This is a genomic window from Geobacter sp. PheSNFMC, from assembly GCF_059620965.1.
In genome coordinates, this window is sequence record NZ_JCAMRN010000077.1 from 1 (window position 1) to 16,875 (window position 16,875).

Consider the following 16,875-nt stretch of genomic DNA (forward strand, 5'->3'; position numbering starts at 1 on the left):
GGCAGCCTCCATCTTCGCCATCTTCACGTCCCAGGCGTGGAACATGGCCTTCAGCTTCTACCAGTCCCTGAAGACCATCCCCCGGGATCTGGGCGAAGCGGCCACCCTCTTCGGCCTCTCCGGCTGGCAGCGGTTCTGGCGGGTGGAGGCCCCGTTCGCGGTGCCGCCGCTGGTCTGGAACATCATGATGTCCGTTTCGGGGGGATGGTTCTTCGTGGTGGCCTCCGAGGCGATCACCGTGGGCAAGACCGCCGTCACCCTCCCCGGAATCGGCTCCTACGTGGCCCTTGCCATTCACCGGCAGGACATGGGGGCCATCGCCTGGGCACTGGCAACCATGCTTGCGGTAATCCTCCTGTATGACCAGCTCTTTTTCCGCCCCCTCGTGGCATGGGCCGAAAAATTCCGGGTGGAACTCTCCCAGGCGCGCCTCGCGCCGGAGTCGTGGGTCCTCACCCTCTTTGCCCGGACACGGTTTCTGGGCCGGGCACTGAGCCTGGCCGGCGCCCTCCCTGAACTGCTCACCGAACGCCTTCCCCGGAAACGGAGACCTCGCACCGGCGAGCATCGGCATCGCGGGCGACCTGCGGCGCGCATCATGGACCTGGCCTGGAACGCGGCGTTCGCAGCGGTGGCCCTCTGGGCACTCTGGAAGCTGGCGCGCTTCGTGAGTGTGATCCCCTTCGGCGAGGTCCTCTCCGTCTTCGGCCTCGGCCTGGCAACCATGGCACGGGTTGCGGCCCTTCTGATCCTGGCCTCGCTGCTCTGGGTCCCCATCGGGGTAACAATCGGCCTCAATCCCCGGTGGACAACGCGCGTCCAGCCGGTGGCCCAGTTTCTGGCCGCCTTTCCCGCGAACCTCCTCTTTCCCGCGGCAGTGGTCCTGATCGTGCGCTTCCGCCTCAACCCGGAGATATGGACCGCTCCCCTCATGATCCTCGGCACCCAGTGGTACATCCTCTTCAACGTTATTGCGGGAGCTTCGGCCATCCCCAACGATCTGCGGGAGGCAGCCGCCAACCTGGGGTTGTCGGGGTGGGAGCTGTGGCGGCGACTCCTCCTTCCCGGCATCTTCCCCTCCCTGGTCACGGGACTCGTCACTGCGTCGGGGGGAACCTGGAACGCAAGCATCGTCGCCGAGGTGGTAAGCTGGGGTCCCACCACCCTTACCGCCACCGGCCTCGGCTCGGCCATTGCCCGCTGGACGGAACAGGGCGACTATCCCCACATCGTCCTGGGTATCGCCGTGATGAGCATGTATGTCGTCTGCCTGAACCGGTTCTTCTGGCGCAGGCTCTACCTCCTGGCCCAGACCAGGTACCGCCTCGACTAGGAACCCGCCATGACCCGACCCGTTTCAACCGAGTTGCTGCGGCTCGACGGCATCCGGCAATCGTATCGCAAGACCGAAGGGGACGAGCACCTGGTCCTCGACGGAGTGACCCTCACCGTCCGCGAAGGGGAGATCGTTGCGCTGCTGGGGCGGTCGGGGTCGGGCAAGTCGACTCTTCTCCGGATCATTGCCGGACTCATCCCCCCCGGCGGCGGCACCGTCAGCTACGGCGGCAGCCCGGTCACCGGCCCCGTGGAAGGGGTGGCCATGGTCTTCCAGACCTTCGCCCTCATGCCGTGGCTCACGGTCCTGGACAACGTGGAGCTGGGCCTGCGGGCCCGCAGGGTGCCGGCAGCGGAGCGCCGCCGCCGGGCCCTGGAGGCCATCGACCTCATTGGCCTGGACGGTTTCGAGTCGGCCTTTCCCAAAGAACTCTCCGGCGGCATGCGGCAGCGGGTCGGCTTTGCCCGGGCCCTGGTGGTGGAGCCGGACCTCCTCCTCATGGATGAGCCGTTCTCGGCCCTGGACGTCCTCACCGCAGAAACCCTCCGGACCGACCTGATCGAACTCTGGATCGAGCGGAGAATTCCCACCCGCGGCATCATCCTCGTCTCCCACAACATCGAGGAATCGGTCCTTCTGGCCGACCGGATCGTCATCCTGGGGACCAATCCCGGCCGGCTCGTGGCAGATGTCCCGATTCCCCTCCCCCACCCCCGGGACCGGGAAGCGCCCCAGTTCCGCAAGCTTGTGGACGACGTCTACGCCCTCATGACCGAACAGCCGCGCGGTGCCGTACGCCCCGAGGGGGTCACCATCGGTCACCGCCTCCCCGATGCGTCCGTCTCCCGCCTGACGGGCCTCATCGACGCCCTGGCCCGGGAACCCTACCGGGGACGGGCCGACCTCCCTGAAATCGCCGATGATCAGGGGCTCGGCGTCGATCACCTCTTCCCCCTCCTGGAGGCCCTGGAGATCCTGGGCTTCGCCCGGGTGGAAGCCGGCGACGTGGAGCTCACCCCGTCGGGCCGGAGCTTTGCGGAGGCCGACATCCTCCGGCAAAAGGAGATCTTTGCCGAGCACCTGGTGCGCCGGGTGCCCCTGGCGGCCCACATTCGCCGGGTGCTGGACGAGCGCCCCGGCAACCGGGCGCCGGAGGAACGTTTCCTCCGGGAACTGGAGGATTTCCTGAGCGAAGACGAGGCCCAGCGGGTACTGCGGGTCGTCATCGAGTGGGGACGCAACGCGGAGATCTTTGCCTACGACGAGAGCGCAGGGGTTCTGAGCCTGGAGAATCCCATCGAAGAGGGGCAGTAAGTCACAACTAACACCTTGACTACATCCGCTTATCCGGATACACTCACCTCATGAAACAGGCGGCCCGTTTATTCAAGTCCCTTGCCGATGAAACCCGTCTCCGGATCCTGGCGCTCCTTCTGGCCGAAGAGAAGCTCTGCGTCTGCGATCTCATGGCGGCGCTGGAACTCCCCCAATCCACCGTATCGAGACACCTGGCCCAGCTCAAAAACGCCGGCTGGGTCGACGACCGCCGGGAAGGGGTGTGGGTGTACTATTCCCTTGTAGCGCCCGACTCGCCCCAGCGCCGGGAACTGCAGGCCATCCTGACGCGCCATCTTCCCTCGGACCCGGTTGCCCGGGCCGACCATGATCGTCTCGTCGGATTTGGTCAGGGAAATCGCTGCGCCTGATTTTTTTTGCGACAAACCATTCGCCTATCCGGATATCCACTATCCAGGAGATTCAATGAAACAGCGGGTCCTCTTTCTCTGCACCCATAACGCCAACCGATCCCAGATGGCCGAGGGGCTGGTGAACTACTTCCTCAGCGACCGGTGGGAGGCCTGCTCCGCCGGAACAATCGCAACCTCGGTCAATCCCCGGGCGACCAGGACCATGGCCGAATTGGGGATCGACATCTCCGGCCAGCGCTCAAAAAATCTCACCGAGCTCGACGGCCAGACCTTCGACCGGGTCATCACCCTGTGCGGCGAGGCTGCCGATACCTGTCCCATCTTCGTCGGCGGAGTCCGGCGGGAGCACCTGGGGTTCGACGACCCCTCCCGGGCGACGGGCACGGACGAGGAGATCATGGACGTGTATCGCCGGGTGCGGGACGAGATGCGGCGCAGAGTGATCACCCTCTTGAACGGAGGCGACCATGAGTGAGCATGTCTCCCGCAGGCTCTCCTTCCTCGACCGGTGGCTCACCGTGTGGATCTTTGCCGCCATGGCCCTGGGCGTGGGGGTCGGCTGGCTTGTCCCCGGCGTGGAGCAGTTCATCAACCGGTTCCAGGTGGGGACCACCAACCTCCCCATCGCCGCCGGCCTCATCCTCATGATGTACCCCCCCTTCGCCAAGGTGAAATACGAGGAGATGCCCGAGGTCTTCAGGAACAAAAAGATCCTCGGCCTGTCGTTGGTCCAGAACTGGCTCATCGGCCCCGTTCTCATGTTTGCCCTGGCCATCGTATTTCTGCCCGACAGGCCCGAATACATGGTGGGGCTGATCATGATCGGCCTGGCCCGCTGTATCGCCATGGTCATCGTCTGGAACGAACTGGCCAAAGGAAACACCGAGTATGCCGCCGGGCTCGTGGCCTTCAACAGCATTTTCCAGGTCCTCTTCTACAGCGTCTACGCCTGGGTCTTCATCACAGTGCTCCCCCCCCTCTTCGGCCTGTCGGGGAGCCTTGTGGAAGTGAGCATCGGCCAGATCGCGGAGAGCGTCTTCATCTACCTGGGGATTCCGTGCTTCGCCGGGGCGCTGACCCGCCTCATCGGCGTGAAGGTTATGGGCAAAGAGCGCTACCACCAGGAGGTAGTGCCGCGCATCGGCCCCATCACTCTCATCGCGCTCCTCTTCACCATCGTGGTCATGTTCAGCCTCAAGGGTAACCTCATCGTCCAACTGCCCCTGGACGTGGTACGGATCGCCATGCCGCTCCTCATCTACTTCATTGTCATGTTCCTCGTCTCATTCTGGATGGGGAAAAGGCTCGGTGCCGACTACTCGAAGACCACGACACTCGCCTTCACGGCGGCCAGCAACAACTTCGAGCTGGCCATCGCCGTTGCGGTTGCGGTCTTCGGCCTCAACTCGGGGGCGGCTTTTGCCGCGGTCATCGGGCCATTGGTGGAGGTACCGGTCATGATCGGGCTGGTGAACGTGGCGTTCTGGTTCCAACGGAAGGTGTTTGCATGAACACATCTGCCGTTCACGCCACGGGATGCCTGCTCTGCGGCGCCGACCTCGTCTACGCAGAACAACCTCAACACCTCTCCTGCGCCCTCTGCGGCACCGCTGTCTCTTCCCATGCGCACTGCAGCCGGGGACACTTCGTCTGTGACCGGTGCCATGGCCTGCCGGCACTGGATTTCATCGAGCGATCATGCCTGGTCTCCGGCGATACCGACGTCATCGGTCTCGCCGGGGCACTGATGAAACACCCCTCCTTGAAAATGCACGGACCTGAGCACCATTTCCTGGTTCCGGCCGTTCTGATAACTGCCTACTGTGCGGTGCACGGGGACGAACGAAAGGCGGAAAGACTGGCGATTGCCCGAAAGCGGGCCGAGGATGTCAAAGGCGGGTTTTGCGGCTTCCACGGCACCTGCGGCGCAGCCATGGGAGCCGGGATCGCCTGCAGCGTCCTCACGGGAGCGACGCCGCTTGCCAAGGAAGGATGGCGGCTTGCCAACCTGATGACGGCTGCCTGCCTTACGGCAATCGGTGAAGCAGGCGGTCCCCGCTGCTGCAAACGCGATACGTTCCTCGCCCTCATGACGGGACGGGATTTCCTCAACCGGCACCTTGATGCCGGATTGCCCGAAGGCTCCCGGCCGGCCTGCTCCTTTTCGGACCGCAACACCGAGTGCCTGCTGTCCGGCTGCCCCTTTTTCCCACGCAGGGAACGCCTATCGGGCGCGAGAGGATAACCCATGACCCGCGAGACATCCCTCCGGCTCCGGAAGCTTTACGACAAAGCGGCGCTCCTGGCCCTCATCACCATCAGCTACAACATCGTGGAGGGAATCGTGTCGGTCGGGTTCGGCGCGGCGGACGAGACCCTCTCCCTCTTCGGGTTCGGGCTCGACTCCTTTGTGGAGGTGATCTCGGGGGTGGGAATCTGGCACATGGTGCAACGGGCGCGGCAGGGAGGGACGGAAGACCGGGACGCCTTCGAACGGCGGGCGCTGCGAATCACGGGTGGTGCCTTTTATCTCCTGGCCGCGGGCCTCGTGGCAACGGCGGGACTCAGCCTCTATGGCGGCCACCGCCCCGAGACCACTGTCTGGGGGATCGTGGTGTCGCTGGTATCCATTTCGTTCATGTGGCTGCTGCTCCACCACAAGACGAACGTGGGCAGGGCACTCAACTCTCCGGCCATCCTGGCAGACGCCGCCTGCAGCCGGGCCTGTCTGCTGCTGTCGGCGGTCCTTCTGGCTGCCAGCGCCGGTTATGAGCTGACCGGCATCGGCTGGCTCGACTCCCTCGGCTCCCTGGCCATCGCCTGGCTCTCTTGCCGGGAGGGACGGGAAGCCTTCGGCAAGGCCGCCGGCATGGCATGCTCCTGCACCTGCGGCAGCAACGGGTGATCCCCTATCCCAGCCGGCGGAACGCCGATGCCTTGATGGCCGCGCGACCTCGCTCCCGATTCCATGGTGTCATGCGCAGAAGCGCAACGGCTCGCCTCGTCAATGGGCTTGCGATTCTGGAGACTAGTCCACCCATGTTCGAGGAAATGAACAGGGCGGCTGGGCGGCGACAGCCAGGAACAGAGTGCAGCAGAAGGCCAGGGGCCGGGTTCTCTTCATGACAGAGCGACAGGCTCTCCAAAAGGGGAATTGCACGCTCTTTGAGCAGACCGGTGCCCGTGCCCCCTTCATAGCGAAGTCTCCGTCAGTTGACGCCGAGGATCACGCTCGATGCCTTGAAGAGGGCGCAGGCGTGCCCCCCTTCCCTGAGGCCGAGCCGCACGGCGCTTTCGTGGGTGATGACGGCGCTTAGGGTGTTGCCGGCGCCGATCTCCACGTCCACTTCGGTGCTGACCGGCCCCTCGATCACCTTGACGATGGTGCCGCACATGATATTGCGGGCGCTTACCGTGGCGCCGTGCAGGTCCGTGCCGATGATGATCGAACTGGCCTTGACGATTGCGTAGGCTTCCTTGCCCACGGCAAGCCCCAGGCTGTCGATGCTGGCGTTGGTCACCACCGCGGCAATGGGGGGGCCTCCCTTGAGCGCGAGGGAGACTTCGGCATTGACTGCCCCTCTGGTGATCCCGCTGACCGTGCCGAGCAATACGTTCCGTGCACTTACTTTCATGGCTATCCTCCTCAGGAATGTGTAGAGGCTGTCGCCGTTGACGAGCCGCTCCGAAATGGCGTCGAGAAATCTGCGATGCTCCCCCTGGATGATGCTGAACTGCTCGATGAGCTCGGTAACCGGACGGGCAGCATCCATACTGATCAAACATACAGCCGAAATCCCGCCTGTAAAGTGCGGGGCGTTCAAGGTTCGGACATGCCCGGCCGAGCCTCGTCAACAGAGCAGAACCATTCGTGGCGGCAATCGTCCCGCCGGAGCCGGCGCGTCGCGCCGACTTCCGGTCTGTCGGCGCTTTTCAGCAGGTTTCATGCCGCACACTCATCCGCACCGCAACATCCCTCAATCACGGAACATTGCCCCCCGCGCGACAGCCGAGCCTGCCTGATTGCACGGCAGGACTGCGGCTTCACAGGGTACTCCACAAAAATAAGGTATGAAAAAAATATACATATTGTAAACGGAATCTACGGTGCTACCATGAAAGTTGTCTCACCAATCCCGCCGACGGCAAAAGAGGAGGAAGGAATGAAAGTCATTGATTTTGCCCTGGAGATGGAGGAGATGGGAAAAGACTACTTTTGGCGCTTGGCCAACGAAGCGAGCATCAACGGCGTACGAACCGTCTTTACCATGCTTGCGGAAGCGCAACAGGAGCTCTACGACACCTTCCTGGCCATGAAACGGGGGGCGTCGGTCCACTGCAACGCGGACTCCCGTGCCCTGGAGCGGGCCCGGGAAGCTTTTGCCAGGATATTCGCTCCCGATGGCGCTCTCCTTGACCTGCTCAAGACAGACCTGGCAGCCTATGAGCACGCCATGCAGGTGGAAGCGGCCGTTGTCCGCTTCTGTGAAGAGCTGGCCGAGCAGGAGCGCGACGAGGAGGCCCGGGCGCTCCTGCGGGAGATAGCCGCGGAAGAACGCCGGTACTACGATACGGTAGAGAGTATCCACGACTTTGTCGCCGCGCCCCGGTGGCAGCTCTGCTGGGGCGAATTCAGCAATCTGCAGGAGATGTAACCGCCACCAGGTCCTTTCCCTGCCGCTGACCTCGGGGGTCGGGCTTACGCCACCGCGGCAACGCGGAGAGCCAGGGAATGGTCGGCGCGAGGGTGACGCGTGTTTTTTCTGCGAGAGGTTCGCCGGCCCCGGTTCATTCGCTGGCATCACCAGCGGGACAACAGCGGTCGGACGCCTCTCCTGAAAGGAGGAAGCAATGAAAGTAGTTGGTTTAACCTTTGCCGTCATGCTTCTGGCGCTGCTTGTCGTTCTCTCCGTCCTGGCCCATGCGGCGGCCCCCATGCCGCCGGAACCCGAGGAACCGGGCATGCTCGCGGGAGCACTCCTGGGGTTCGCCTCCTTTGTGGTTGCCACCAAGCTTATTCCGGGCATCATCCGCTTCGCCTCCATCATCGACGAAGAGGCGGTAAGCCCGAACCACTCATCCGTCACCGAAGCCGGCAACGCCGGCACCTGACACCCCCCTCGACCATCCGTCATCTCCCGCCCGGACGCCACGGGCGGGAGATGACGTGCCCCCCTCCGGCTCGCGGCACGTCATCCGCACTGGCAATACGCATACGATTGTGATAGTGTTAGGCGTTTTTTAGATTCCGCCATCATGCGGTATGTCACCGGCGAGCGGGATGCGGAGTACCCATGCCCAACAATGACAGCTTCTACAAGAAGGTCCTCGACAATCTCTACGACGGCATCTATTTTGTGGACGAGCAGCGGCGGATCACCTACTGGAACAAGGGTGCGCAGATGCTGACGGGCTATGGGGAGAAGGAAGTCATCGGCCGAAACTGCCATGACATCTTTCTCCACCTCGATTCCAACGGCAACGGCATCTGCTCGGATGCGTGCCCCATCGAAAAGACCATCACCGACGGCCGAAAACGGGACGAGGAAAGCTTTCTCCACCACAAGGACGGCCACCTGGTACCGGTCTGCCTCAGGGTGGCCCCCATTCAGGATACCGACGGCCAGATGGTGGTGGCCGTGGAGGTGACCGGCGACCACTCACCGCGCCATGCCCTGCGCCAACAGTTGGAGAACCTCCAGCGCCTCGCCCTCTGCGACCCTCTTACCACCATCGCCAACCGGCGCTACGTGGAAATGAGCCTCAACTCACGCCTGGAGGAAATGCGGCGCTACGGCTGGCACTTCGGCATCCTCTTCCTGGACGTGGATCACTTCAAGGAAATCAACGATACCCACGGCCACGACACCGGCGACCGGGTGCTCAAGATGGTGGCCAAGACCCTGGTGAACAGCGCCCGCTCCTTCGACGTGGTGGGCCGCTGGGGGGGCGAGGAGTTCATTGCCGTGCTCGCCAACATCTCGCGCCGGCAGATGCCGCGCATCGCGGACCGGTTCCGGCACCTGGTCGAACAGTCGAGCTTCCGCCTGGACGACCGGCAACTCCGGGTCACGGTCTCCGTGGGTGCCACCATGTCCCACCTGGATGACACGGTCGAATCTCTGGTGCAACGGGCCGACACGCTCATGTACCGGAGCAAGCAGGCAGGCCGCAACCGTGTGAGCATCGACTTCGGCGAGGAGATGCCGGAAGCATCGGCCGCCCTGCCCGCGCCCGCATCACCCTGACGCAGACATCCGTTCACCACCAACCGGAAAGGGGAACCCCATGATAACGCATATCGTATTTTTCAAGCTGGCCGACCCCACCGCCCCCACCATGGCAGCCACCCGCGAAAAGCTGGAGAGCATGCGGGGCAAAATCTCCCTGCTCAGACACCTGGAAGTGGGGGTTGACGTGATTCGGTCCGAACGGTCCTATGATCTGGCCCTCGTGACCCGTTTCGACTCCCTGGCGGATCTTCAGGCCTACCAGATCGACCCGTACCATGCCGGAGAAGTTGTGCCGCACATGAAGTCGGTCTGCTCCTCCATCGTGGCCGTGGACTACGAGTCGTAGCTGTACACCCTGCCGCATTGGCTGCCGGCAGAGCACCATTCGACAAAAAAAGCCCCGCAGCGCGTCCGTTCATGGACAGCGCGCTGCGGGGCTTTTTCGTACCCTGGGGCCGGGAGATCGTGCGGGATCAGATCCAGCAACCGCCGCCTTCGTATTCGCCGGTGTCGTCCGTGGACTTGGGGGCAACCTTGTATTTCGCCTCGCGGACGGCCGACCGGAGCTTGCACACCGCGTCGTCGGTAACGTCACCAAGTTTTTCACGCACCTCGCGACCGGTCTTGGGGGTCAGCAGGAGAGCCGCCCCGGCCGCAAGAGCGGCGCCGGCGAAGAAGGCGAGGATAGCCGCGGTTTCCGTGTGTTTGCAATCTGCCATGCTGTCGCTCCTTGTGGTTGATTGGATGTTTCTCTATACATAGCACAGAACGCCCGACAATAAAACCATCCGATGCTCACCCTACCTGAATTCGGGGGGCGGAGTCGCCAGGAACCATCGATTTCCCTTCTCCCCGTCCTCCACATAGCGCCACTGCTGCTCGTCCACCAGGGTCTTGAGACGGGTTGAGGGAAGGATGAAATAATCAACCTCGACCCTGACCGTGGCTGTCCCCTTGTCCACGTCGAGCTCCGTGCTCGTCACCCGGTAGTCGGCCACGGACACATCCTTGGCCGCCCTGGCCCGCTCCAGGCAGGCATCCTTCACCTGGTCTCCGGCAAAGATGACGCATGACTGTTCGAGGCCCTGCCAGCGCATGAGGCGGTTGTGCTCCCGGGAGCTGTCCTCGAAGCGCTGGGCAATGAGGTAGGGGTTGCGGCAGCCGGCCAGGACAAGGGCCAGGAGGAGAAGCGACAGGGTTCGACGAACGTTCATGGGCAGCCTCGCGGGGGATCAGGTCCCCTTGATGTACCGCGTCAACTCCACGGCAATACCGTATTTGCCGAAGGGGGGAATGAGATAGAACCCGCCCACCCGGTCCCGCACCGCATCAATGAACTCCCGGGCGATGGCGAGGCCTTCCCGCACCCCGTCCTCTTTTTCCTTGCCCCGCATCCGGTGCCGGATTTCTTCGGGGATCACGATGCCCGGCACCTCGTTATGGAGGAATTCACAGTTGCGCTCGCTCACCAGCGGCAGGATCCCGGGCAGGATGGGAACACCCAGGTGCGCCGTCCGTTCCGCCATCTCCTCCAGCCGCGCCACGTCATAGAGGGGCTGGGTCTGGACGAAGCGGGCGCCGTTGGCCACCTTCCTGGCCAAGCGCTCCACCTGGACCTCCATCCGGGGGCTGTTGGGATTGAAGGCGGCGCCGATGACGAACCCCGTCCCCCCGCCGATGGGCGAACCCAGGGCGTTCACGCCGGCGTTCAGGTCGGCCAGCAGCTTGATGAGGCCGAAGGAATTCAGATCGTACACCGATGTGGCCCCGGCCTGTTCGCCGATGCGGGCGGGATCGCCGGTGACGGCCAGCACGTGGCGGATCCCCAGCAGGCTCGCCCCCATGAGGTCCGACTGGAGCCCCAGCAGATTGCGGTCCCGGCAGGTCACGTGAACAATGACGTCGATTCCCGCCTCCCGCTGAATGAGGCTCCCCAGGGCGATGTTACCCATCCGGATCCGGGCAAGCGGGTTCTCGGCGATGTTGATTGCATCCGCCCCAGCCTCCCGGAGCGCCCTGCTCCCCTCGATGATCTTCGCGCAGTCGAGCCCCTTGGGCGGATCCAGCTCCACGGTGACAATGGGCTCACGTCCCCAACGGGCCAGGAAGCCGGCATCGTCCCGGGACTCGGCCCGGCGCGCCTCTTTCGGCAGGGCGGGCACGGCAACCGTGCGCGCCACGGGCCGCAGCCCGGCCAGCCGTCCCGCCAGACGCCGCACATGCTCCGGCGTGGTTCCGCAGCATCCTCCCACCAGGGCCGCACCCGCCCCGACCATCTCCACGGCCCGGTCCGCGAAGTAATCGGGGGTGGTCCGGTAGACATGGCGGCCGTTCACATATTCGGGAAATCCGCTGTTGGCATAGGCCGCCAGGGGAAGCTCCGTCACCCGGCCCATCCGCTGGATGGTGCCGAGGATTTCCAATGGCCCGGCACCGCAGTTGGCGCCCACCACGCAGGCACCGGCGGCAGTCAGCTCCAAGGCTACCCGCTCCACCTCGATCCCGCCGGCGAGTCTCCCGTTTTCCAGGAACGCCATGTTGGCCACCACCGGCAGCCCCGTTTCCCGGGCCGCGGTCAGGGCGTGCCTCATCTGCGCCAGATCGGTGAAGGTCTCCAGGATCAGGAGATCCACCTCCCCCTCGGCCAGGGCATGGGTCTGCCTCCGGAAGATATCAACGGTCTCTTGGGCGGAAAGCTCCCGTTCGTCCCCCTTCACCCGGACCAGGGGCCCCACGGAGCCGGCCACGAAGGCATCGGTGCCCTGGGCGGCTTCCCGGGCCAACCGGGCGCCCCGGAGGTTGATCTCACGCTCCTTCTTGTCGAGCCCGATGGCCGCGAGCCGGGTCCAGTTGGCGCCGAAGGTATTGGTTTCGATGACGCGGGCCCCGGCCGCCAGGTACTCCCGGTGGAGTTCCAGCACCAGCGACGGGCGCACCAGGTTCAGGTGCTCCACGTTGGCGTCGAGGGATACCCCCTTGGCATAGAGCATGGTGCCGATGGCGCCGTCGCCGATGAGGACCTCGTCGTGCAGGCGTTCGAGAAAGGTCATGCCTGCACCTTCCCGAGCACCCCGAGCAGGTGGGGAACCATCTGCTTCTTGCGGGACATGACCCCTTTCAGCTCATAGAGGTGGGGCTCCACCTGGGGATACCCCATCACGTGGGCGATCTCGTTCTTCCCCTCGGCCAGGAACAGCGTGGTTTCGGTATAGATGTCGGTCACCATGAGGCCGGCCAGGTCGAGGCGGTCAGCCGCCTTCACCCGCCGAAGGCAATCGCGCAGGGCATCCTTCAGTTCGAAAAACTCGTCGAAGCCCACCACTTCCACCTGTCCCACGCCGAACTGCATGCCGCCGGCGGTGAACTGCTTGAAATCGGAGCGCAGGGCCTGCTCCGGCGTACCATGGGAGGCAAATCCGCCGCAGGCGGAGAAGATCTCCTTGCCAAAGGCCAGGTGATCCAGGCCGGACCGCTCCTCCAGCCAGGCGATCATCTCACGGTCCCGGACGGTGCTGGTGGGCGATTTGAGGATCACCGTATCCGTGAGGATGCCGGCCAGCAGCAGGGCCGCGGTCCGCTCGCCCGGCTCGATCCCGGCCTCCCGGTAGAGGGAGGCAACCACGGTGCAGGTGCTCCCCACCGGCGCCGCCATGAAGGTGATGGGTTGATTGGTGGGCGGATTGCCGAGCTTGTGATGGTCGATGACCTCCAGGATCTCCACCGTTTCGGCGCCGGGCACCGCCTGGGTCAGCTCGTTGTGATCCACGAGGATCAGGGCATAGGGAACCGGCGCCAGCAGGGACGACTTGGTGGCCACGCCGGCGATGGTGCCGTCCTCCTCCACCGCGATGACGGCCGGCTCCTGGCTATGGAGGAGCTTGAGCCGCAGGTGCTCCAGGGGCTCGGCCACGCCGATCCGTTCGAAGCCGGGCTCCATGAACAGGGAGAGAGGAGAGGCGAGCCGTGCCAGCCAGGCGGCGGTGGCGGTATCATGGGGGGTTGAAAGGACGACCACCCCCTTCTCCCGGGCACGGGCCACCAGCTCGTCGGCAATGGGGAGCCCGCCGGTCACCACCAGCAGGCGCACACCCCGCTCGATGGCGGCCTGGTGGATACTCCGCCGGTCGCCGGTCATGATCAGGAGCGTTGCCGGGTCATACCCCTCGATGCGGCTGGAAAAGGATTCTTCCAGCATGGCGCCGATGAACAGGTGCAGGTGCTCCACCTCGTCGGCCGGTCCACCCGCGAGAAAGATCCCGTCGAGGCAGGCGGCAAGGGAGCCGAGGGAGGTGTCGACGCCGCGCCTGCGGTCGGTGCCGGCCACCAGGTGCTTTTCCGACAACCGCAGGAGCGAGACCATCCCCACCGGGGTCCCCTCCGCATCAACCACGGGCAAGATACGAATCCCATGGCGGTGGAAGAGCCCCAGAGCATCCCTGAGCGCCACTTCCGGCCGGGCGGTGACCGGGCGGCGGTTCAGCACGTCGCGCACCTTGGGGTTGACGTCGGCCAGATAGACCGGCGGCTCGATGCCGAGCCGTTCCAGGATATAGCGGGTCTGGGGGTTCGGCTGGCCGGCCATGGCAGCGGCCACGTTCGCCACCCCCTGCTTCTGTTTGAATTCGGCGTAGGCGATGGCCGACGCGATGGAATCGGTATCGGGATTGCGGTGCCCGATCACGTAAACCTGCTTCTTCATTGCCGCTCCTGCTCTTTTTGTGGCTCCAGCACCGTTTCCGTGGTATAGAGGTGTGCTTCCACACTCCAGCGACACGAGGTTCGACCGCCATGCATCAAGCCATCGACTGGCTCGTCGCCACCATCGGCGCCATGGGCTACCCGGGCATCTTCATCCTCATGGCCATGGAGAGTTCGGTCTTCCCGGTGCCCAGCGAACTGGTCATGCCCCCGGCCGGCTATCTCGCCCAGCAGGGGGAGATGAACATCTGGCTCGCCATCTTCCTGGGAACCGTGGGGAGCCTTGCCGGGGCCTATGCCAACTACTTCGCCGCCCACTACCTGGGACGGCCGCTCCTGCTCAAGTACGGGAAATATGTCTGGATTACCGAGGAGAAATTCGCCCGGGTCGAGTCATTCTTCCACAAGCACGGGGAGATTTCAACCTTCATCGGGCGCCTGCTGCCGGTGGTCCGACACCTCATTTCCCTCCCCGCGGGCCTGGCCGGGATGCACCACGGCACGTTCACCCTCTACACCCTGCTGGGAGCCTTCATCTGGTGCACCATCCTCGCCTGGATCGGCTACGTCATCGGCGAGAACCGCGACCTGATCATGGAGTATTCCCACCAGGCCCTCATCGGCGTGGTGATCTTCAGCGCGGGGCTGGTGGCGGTGTATGTGTGGAGGCACCGGCGAAAGAAGTGAGCGCATCGGCCGCTGTAAATGAAAAGCCCCGGCGACGGACAACGTTGCCGGGGCTTTTTGCATGGTGCACAGCACACTGCCGCGTTTACTTGGGCACGCTTTCCCAGTCCTTCAGGAACCGCTCGATGCCGGCGTCGGTGAGGGGGTGCTTGGCGAGCTGGAGCATGACCGAGTAGGGAATGGTGGCGATGTCCGCACCGATGAGGGCCGCGTTCAGGACGTGAACGGGGTTGCGGACGCTGGCCACGATGATCTCGGACTGGTAGCCGTAGTTGTCGAAGATGGTCTTGATGTCGTCGATGATCCCCATGCCGTCCTGGGAGATGTCGTCCAGGCGGCCCACGAAGGGGGAGACGTAGGTAGCGCCGGCCTTGGCGGCGAGCAGGGCCTGCATGGGGGTGAAGATGAGGGTGACGTTGGTCTTGATCCCCTCGCGGGTAAGGGCGGCACACGCCTTGAGCCCCTCGGGGGTCATGGGGAGCTTGATGACGATGTTCTTGTGGATCTTGGCCAGCTCTCCGGCCTCCCTGATCATGCCGTCGGCATCCAGAGAAACCACTTCCGCGGATATGGGGCCGTCGACGATCCCGGCGATCTCCTTGATGACGTCCTCGAACTTGCGGCCGGACTTGGCAATGAGCGACGGATTGGTGGTAACCCCGTCCACGAGACCCAGGTCATGGGCCTGGCGGATTTCCTTCACGTCAGCGGTGTCGATGAAAAATTTCATGCTGCAAACCTCCGGTTGATTATTGATGGCGCCATGGCGACGATTACTTGCTTTCGAGCTGCTGCCGGTACTTTTCCAGACACTCCATGGAGCAGAAGTGGAGTCGCTCCCCCTCGTGACGGCCGATGACGGCATCCTCCTCGGTCACATAGACGCCGCAGACCGGGTCCTGGTAGGTCTCCTCCCGAACCGGCTCGGGCGGCGGCGCGGGCTCGTCCTTTTTCCTGTCGGAGATGAAGCCCTTGACGATTTTGTATCCCACATAGATGAGGACGGCCCAGACGAGCAGACGCATGAGTCCCACTCTGATCTCCTAGATTTTGGTGACGCGCTCCCCCGGCGGCAGGGACGCGAGCAGCTCCCGCACCGGCGTCTCCAGCACGGGGTGAATCATATCAGGCGCAATCTCCGCCAGGGGGACCAGCACGAAGCCCCGCTGATGGAGCCGGGGATGGGGGATGGCGAGCCCTTCGGCGGCAACGGCCAGGCTCCCGTAGAGGAGGATATCCAGATCCATTGAACGCGGCCCCTGGGGCACCTCCCGGCGCCTGCCGAACAGGCCGGTTTCGATCCGCTGGAGTTCTTCGAGGAGCCGGTGAGGGGTGAGCGAGGTTTCGATTCGCAGGACCGCGTTGAGGAAGTCGGGCTGTTCCGGCACCGGCCCCACCGGCTCGGTTTCATAGAAGCCGGAAAGGGCGGTTATCCGGGTTTCCGGCAGGTTGCCGATCTCGGCAACCGCGCGCAGCAGGTTCAGCTCCCGGTCCCCCATGTTCGAACCGAGGGCTATGAAGACGTTGGATTCCACCGGACGATTAGAGCATAACAGGGATATTTTTGCAATCCATGAGCCGCCATCCGGAAAGGGTCAGTGCAACTCCTCGCCGGTGGTGGTCATGACCAGCTTGCCATGCTTGACCCCCTTCACGCCGATGAGCTCGTCGGCGATCTTCTTAACCTCCCGGGCCTTGCCGCGCACCACCAGGACCTCCAGGCAGTTGTGGGCGTCCAGGTGGACGTGGAGGGCCGAGATGACCTTGTCGTGGTGGGCGTGCTGCTGTTCGGTCAACTTGTCGGAAAGGTCGCGGACATGGTGATCGTAGACAAGCGTCACCGTGCCCACGGTCTCCTCGTCCCCCACCTCCCACTTCAGCTCCACCAATGCCGCGCGGATCAGGTCGCGGATCGCCTCGGAGCGGTTCATGTACCCCTTCTCCTCGATGAGCCCGTCAAAGCTCTCCAGCAGCTTCTCGTCGATGGATACGCCGAATCTGATGGTCTCTCCCATAGAAACACTCCCGGTGCGGGTATGCGAACAGCACAAAAGCGGTTGCGATGATAGACCACTTTCAACGGGAGATAAACAGAAAACCGCCCTAGTGGATGCCCGGTCACTCACCCGTGAGCCGGAAAGTGATCGGCACCTCGAAGGTGAGCTCTTCGCCGCCGAGTTCCGGCGGCACGGCGGGGAAGCGGCCCACGGTA

21 protein-coding genes are annotated in these 16,875 nt (G+C 64.0%); 12 read left to right on the forward strand and 9 right to left on the reverse strand.

Annotated elements, in window-relative coordinates; translation table 11 throughout:
* The 7 genes from AC6CDK_RS15260 to AC6CDK_RS15290 form a co-directional block, all read left to right on the forward strand.
* Nucleotides 1-1,333 (forward strand): ABC transporter permease (locus tag AC6CDK_RS15260; protein ID WP_496639902.1); only part of this gene is annotated, 1,333 nt, incomplete at its 5' end.
* Nucleotides 1,334-1,342: 9 nt separating this feature from the next.
* A complete protein-coding gene (locus tag AC6CDK_RS15265; protein WP_192905341.1) occupies nucleotides 1,343-2,650 on the forward strand; it encodes an ABC transporter ATP-binding protein in 1,308 nt (435 codons plus the stop codon).
* A gap of 50 nt (nucleotides 2,651-2,700) precedes the next feature.
* Entirely contained in the window at nucleotides 2,701-3,042 is a 342-nt protein-coding gene (locus tag AC6CDK_RS15270) for an ArsR/SmtB family transcription factor (RefSeq protein WP_039646649.1), read from the forward strand.
* Nucleotides 3,043-3,097: 55 nt separating this feature from the next.
* Nucleotides 3,098-3,520, forward strand: a complete 423-nt coding sequence (locus AC6CDK_RS15275) for an arsenate reductase ArsC (RefSeq protein ID WP_039646651.1) — start codon at nucleotides 3,098-3,100, stop codon at nucleotides 3,518-3,520.
* On the forward strand, nucleotides 3,513-4,556 hold the full coding sequence (gene arsB, locus AC6CDK_RS15280) for an ACR3 family arsenite efflux transporter (protein WP_066357972.1): 1,044 nt from the start codon (nucleotides 3,513-3,515) through the stop codon (nucleotides 4,554-4,556). Before AC6CDK_RS15275 ends, arsB begins: the two co-directional genes overlap by 8 nt.
* A complete protein-coding gene (locus AC6CDK_RS15285) occupies nucleotides 4,553-5,290 on the forward strand; it encodes a DUF5714 domain-containing protein (RefSeq protein ID WP_039646655.1) in 738 nt (245 codons plus the stop codon). The genes arsB and AC6CDK_RS15285 overlap by 4 nt, the downstream gene beginning before the upstream one ends.
* A 3-nt stretch (nucleotides 5,291-5,293) precedes the next feature.
* A complete protein-coding gene (locus AC6CDK_RS15290) occupies nucleotides 5,294-5,950 on the forward strand; it encodes a cation efflux transmembrane domain-containing protein (RefSeq protein ID WP_039646657.1) in 657 nt (218 codons plus the stop codon).
* 304 nt (nucleotides 5,951-6,254) lie between these two features.
* On the opposite strand, the gene AC6CDK_RS15295 is transcribed toward AC6CDK_RS15290, so the two are convergent.
* Complete coding sequence (locus AC6CDK_RS15295; RefSeq protein WP_226048307.1) at nucleotides 6,255-6,818, reverse strand: TOBE domain-containing protein; 564 nt, start codon at nucleotides 6,816-6,818, stop codon at nucleotides 6,255-6,257.
* Between the two features lie 390 nt (nucleotides 6,819-7,208).
* Here AC6CDK_RS15295 and AC6CDK_RS15300 point away from each other — a divergent pair, with 390 nt between their 5' ends.
* From AC6CDK_RS15300 to AC6CDK_RS15315, 4 genes are all read left to right on the forward strand, one after another.
* Nucleotides 7,209-7,700, forward strand: coding sequence for a ferritin-like domain-containing protein (locus AC6CDK_RS15300; RefSeq protein WP_192905342.1), 492 nt, complete (start codon nucleotides 7,209-7,211; stop codon nucleotides 7,698-7,700).
* Nucleotides 7,701-7,896: 196 nt separating this feature from the next.
* Nucleotides 7,897-8,157 (forward strand): hypothetical protein, encoded by a 261-nt coding sequence (locus tag AC6CDK_RS15305; protein WP_192905343.1) that lies wholly within the window; start codon nucleotides 7,897-7,899, stop codon nucleotides 8,155-8,157.
* A gap of 182 nt (nucleotides 8,158-8,339) precedes the next feature.
* Nucleotides 8,340-9,293 (forward strand): sensor domain-containing diguanylate cyclase, encoded by a 954-nt coding sequence (locus tag AC6CDK_RS15310; RefSeq protein WP_039646663.1) that lies wholly within the window; start codon nucleotides 8,340-8,342, stop codon nucleotides 9,291-9,293.
* Between the two features lie 40 nt (nucleotides 9,294-9,333).
* Nucleotides 9,334-9,624 carry a Dabb family protein gene (locus AC6CDK_RS15315; RefSeq protein WP_039646666.1) on the forward strand — a complete coding sequence of 97 codons (291 nt, stop codon included), beginning with the start codon at nucleotides 9,334-9,336 and terminating at the stop codon, nucleotides 9,622-9,624.
* Nucleotides 9,625-9,751: 127 nt separating this feature from the next.
* Here the strand turns inward: AC6CDK_RS15315 and AC6CDK_RS15320 are convergent, their stop codons facing one another.
* From AC6CDK_RS15320 to AC6CDK_RS15335, 4 genes are all read right to left on the reverse strand, one after another.
* A complete protein-coding gene (locus AC6CDK_RS15320; protein WP_039646668.1) occupies nucleotides 9,752-9,997 on the reverse strand; it encodes a YtxH domain-containing protein in 246 nt (81 codons plus the stop codon).
* An 81-nt stretch (nucleotides 9,998-10,078) separates the two neighbouring features.
* Nucleotides 10,079-10,492 (reverse strand): hypothetical protein, encoded by a 414-nt coding sequence (locus AC6CDK_RS15325; protein WP_192905344.1) that lies wholly within the window; start codon nucleotides 10,490-10,492, stop codon nucleotides 10,079-10,081.
* Between the two features lie 18 nt (nucleotides 10,493-10,510).
* Entirely contained in the window at nucleotides 10,511-12,328 is a 1,818-nt protein-coding gene (locus AC6CDK_RS15330; RefSeq protein ID WP_192905345.1) for a bifunctional homocysteine S-methyltransferase/methylenetetrahydrofolate reductase, read from the reverse strand.
* A complete protein-coding gene (locus tag AC6CDK_RS15335) occupies nucleotides 12,325-13,977 on the reverse strand; it encodes a putative manganese-dependent inorganic diphosphatase (protein ID WP_039646674.1) in 1,653 nt (550 codons plus the stop codon). The genes AC6CDK_RS15330 and AC6CDK_RS15335 overlap by 4 nt, the downstream gene beginning before the upstream one ends.
* Before the next feature lie 89 nt (nucleotides 13,978-14,066).
* Here AC6CDK_RS15335 and AC6CDK_RS15340 point away from each other — a divergent pair, with 89 nt between their 5' ends.
* The gene (locus AC6CDK_RS15340; protein ID WP_039646676.1) at nucleotides 14,067-14,663 is read left to right on the forward strand and encodes a DedA family protein; all 597 of its coding nucleotides are present in this window, start codon (nucleotides 14,067-14,069) and stop codon (nucleotides 14,661-14,663) included.
* 85 nt (nucleotides 14,664-14,748) lie between these two features.
* Here the strand turns inward: AC6CDK_RS15340 and fsa are convergent, their stop codons facing one another.
* Genes fsa through nikR form a run of 4 tightly spaced genes read right to left on the reverse strand, consistent with a single transcriptional unit; the run spans nucleotide 14,749 to nucleotide 16,678 of the window.
* Nucleotides 14,749-15,393, reverse strand: coding sequence for a fructose-6-phosphate aldolase (gene fsa, locus AC6CDK_RS15345; protein WP_039646678.1), 645 nt, complete (start codon nucleotides 15,391-15,393; stop codon nucleotides 14,749-14,751).
* Between the two features lie 43 nt (nucleotides 15,394-15,436).
* Nucleotides 15,437-15,688 (reverse strand): eL24 family ribosomal protein, encoded by a 252-nt coding sequence (locus tag AC6CDK_RS15350; RefSeq protein ID WP_192905382.1) that lies wholly within the window; start codon nucleotides 15,686-15,688, stop codon nucleotides 15,437-15,439.
* Between the two features lie 18 nt (nucleotides 15,689-15,706).
* On the reverse strand, nucleotides 15,707-16,198 hold the full coding sequence (gene folK / locus AC6CDK_RS15355; RefSeq protein WP_039646680.1) for a 2-amino-4-hydroxy-6-hydroxymethyldihydropteridine diphosphokinase: 492 nt from the start codon (nucleotides 16,196-16,198) through the stop codon (nucleotides 15,707-15,709).
* A gap of 60 nt (nucleotides 16,199-16,258) precedes the next feature.
* A complete protein-coding gene (nikR, locus tag AC6CDK_RS15360) occupies nucleotides 16,259-16,678 on the reverse strand; it encodes a nickel-responsive transcriptional regulator NikR (RefSeq protein ID WP_010943609.1) in 420 nt (139 codons plus the stop codon).
* Between the last annotated feature and the right edge of the window lie 197 nt (nucleotides 16,679-16,875).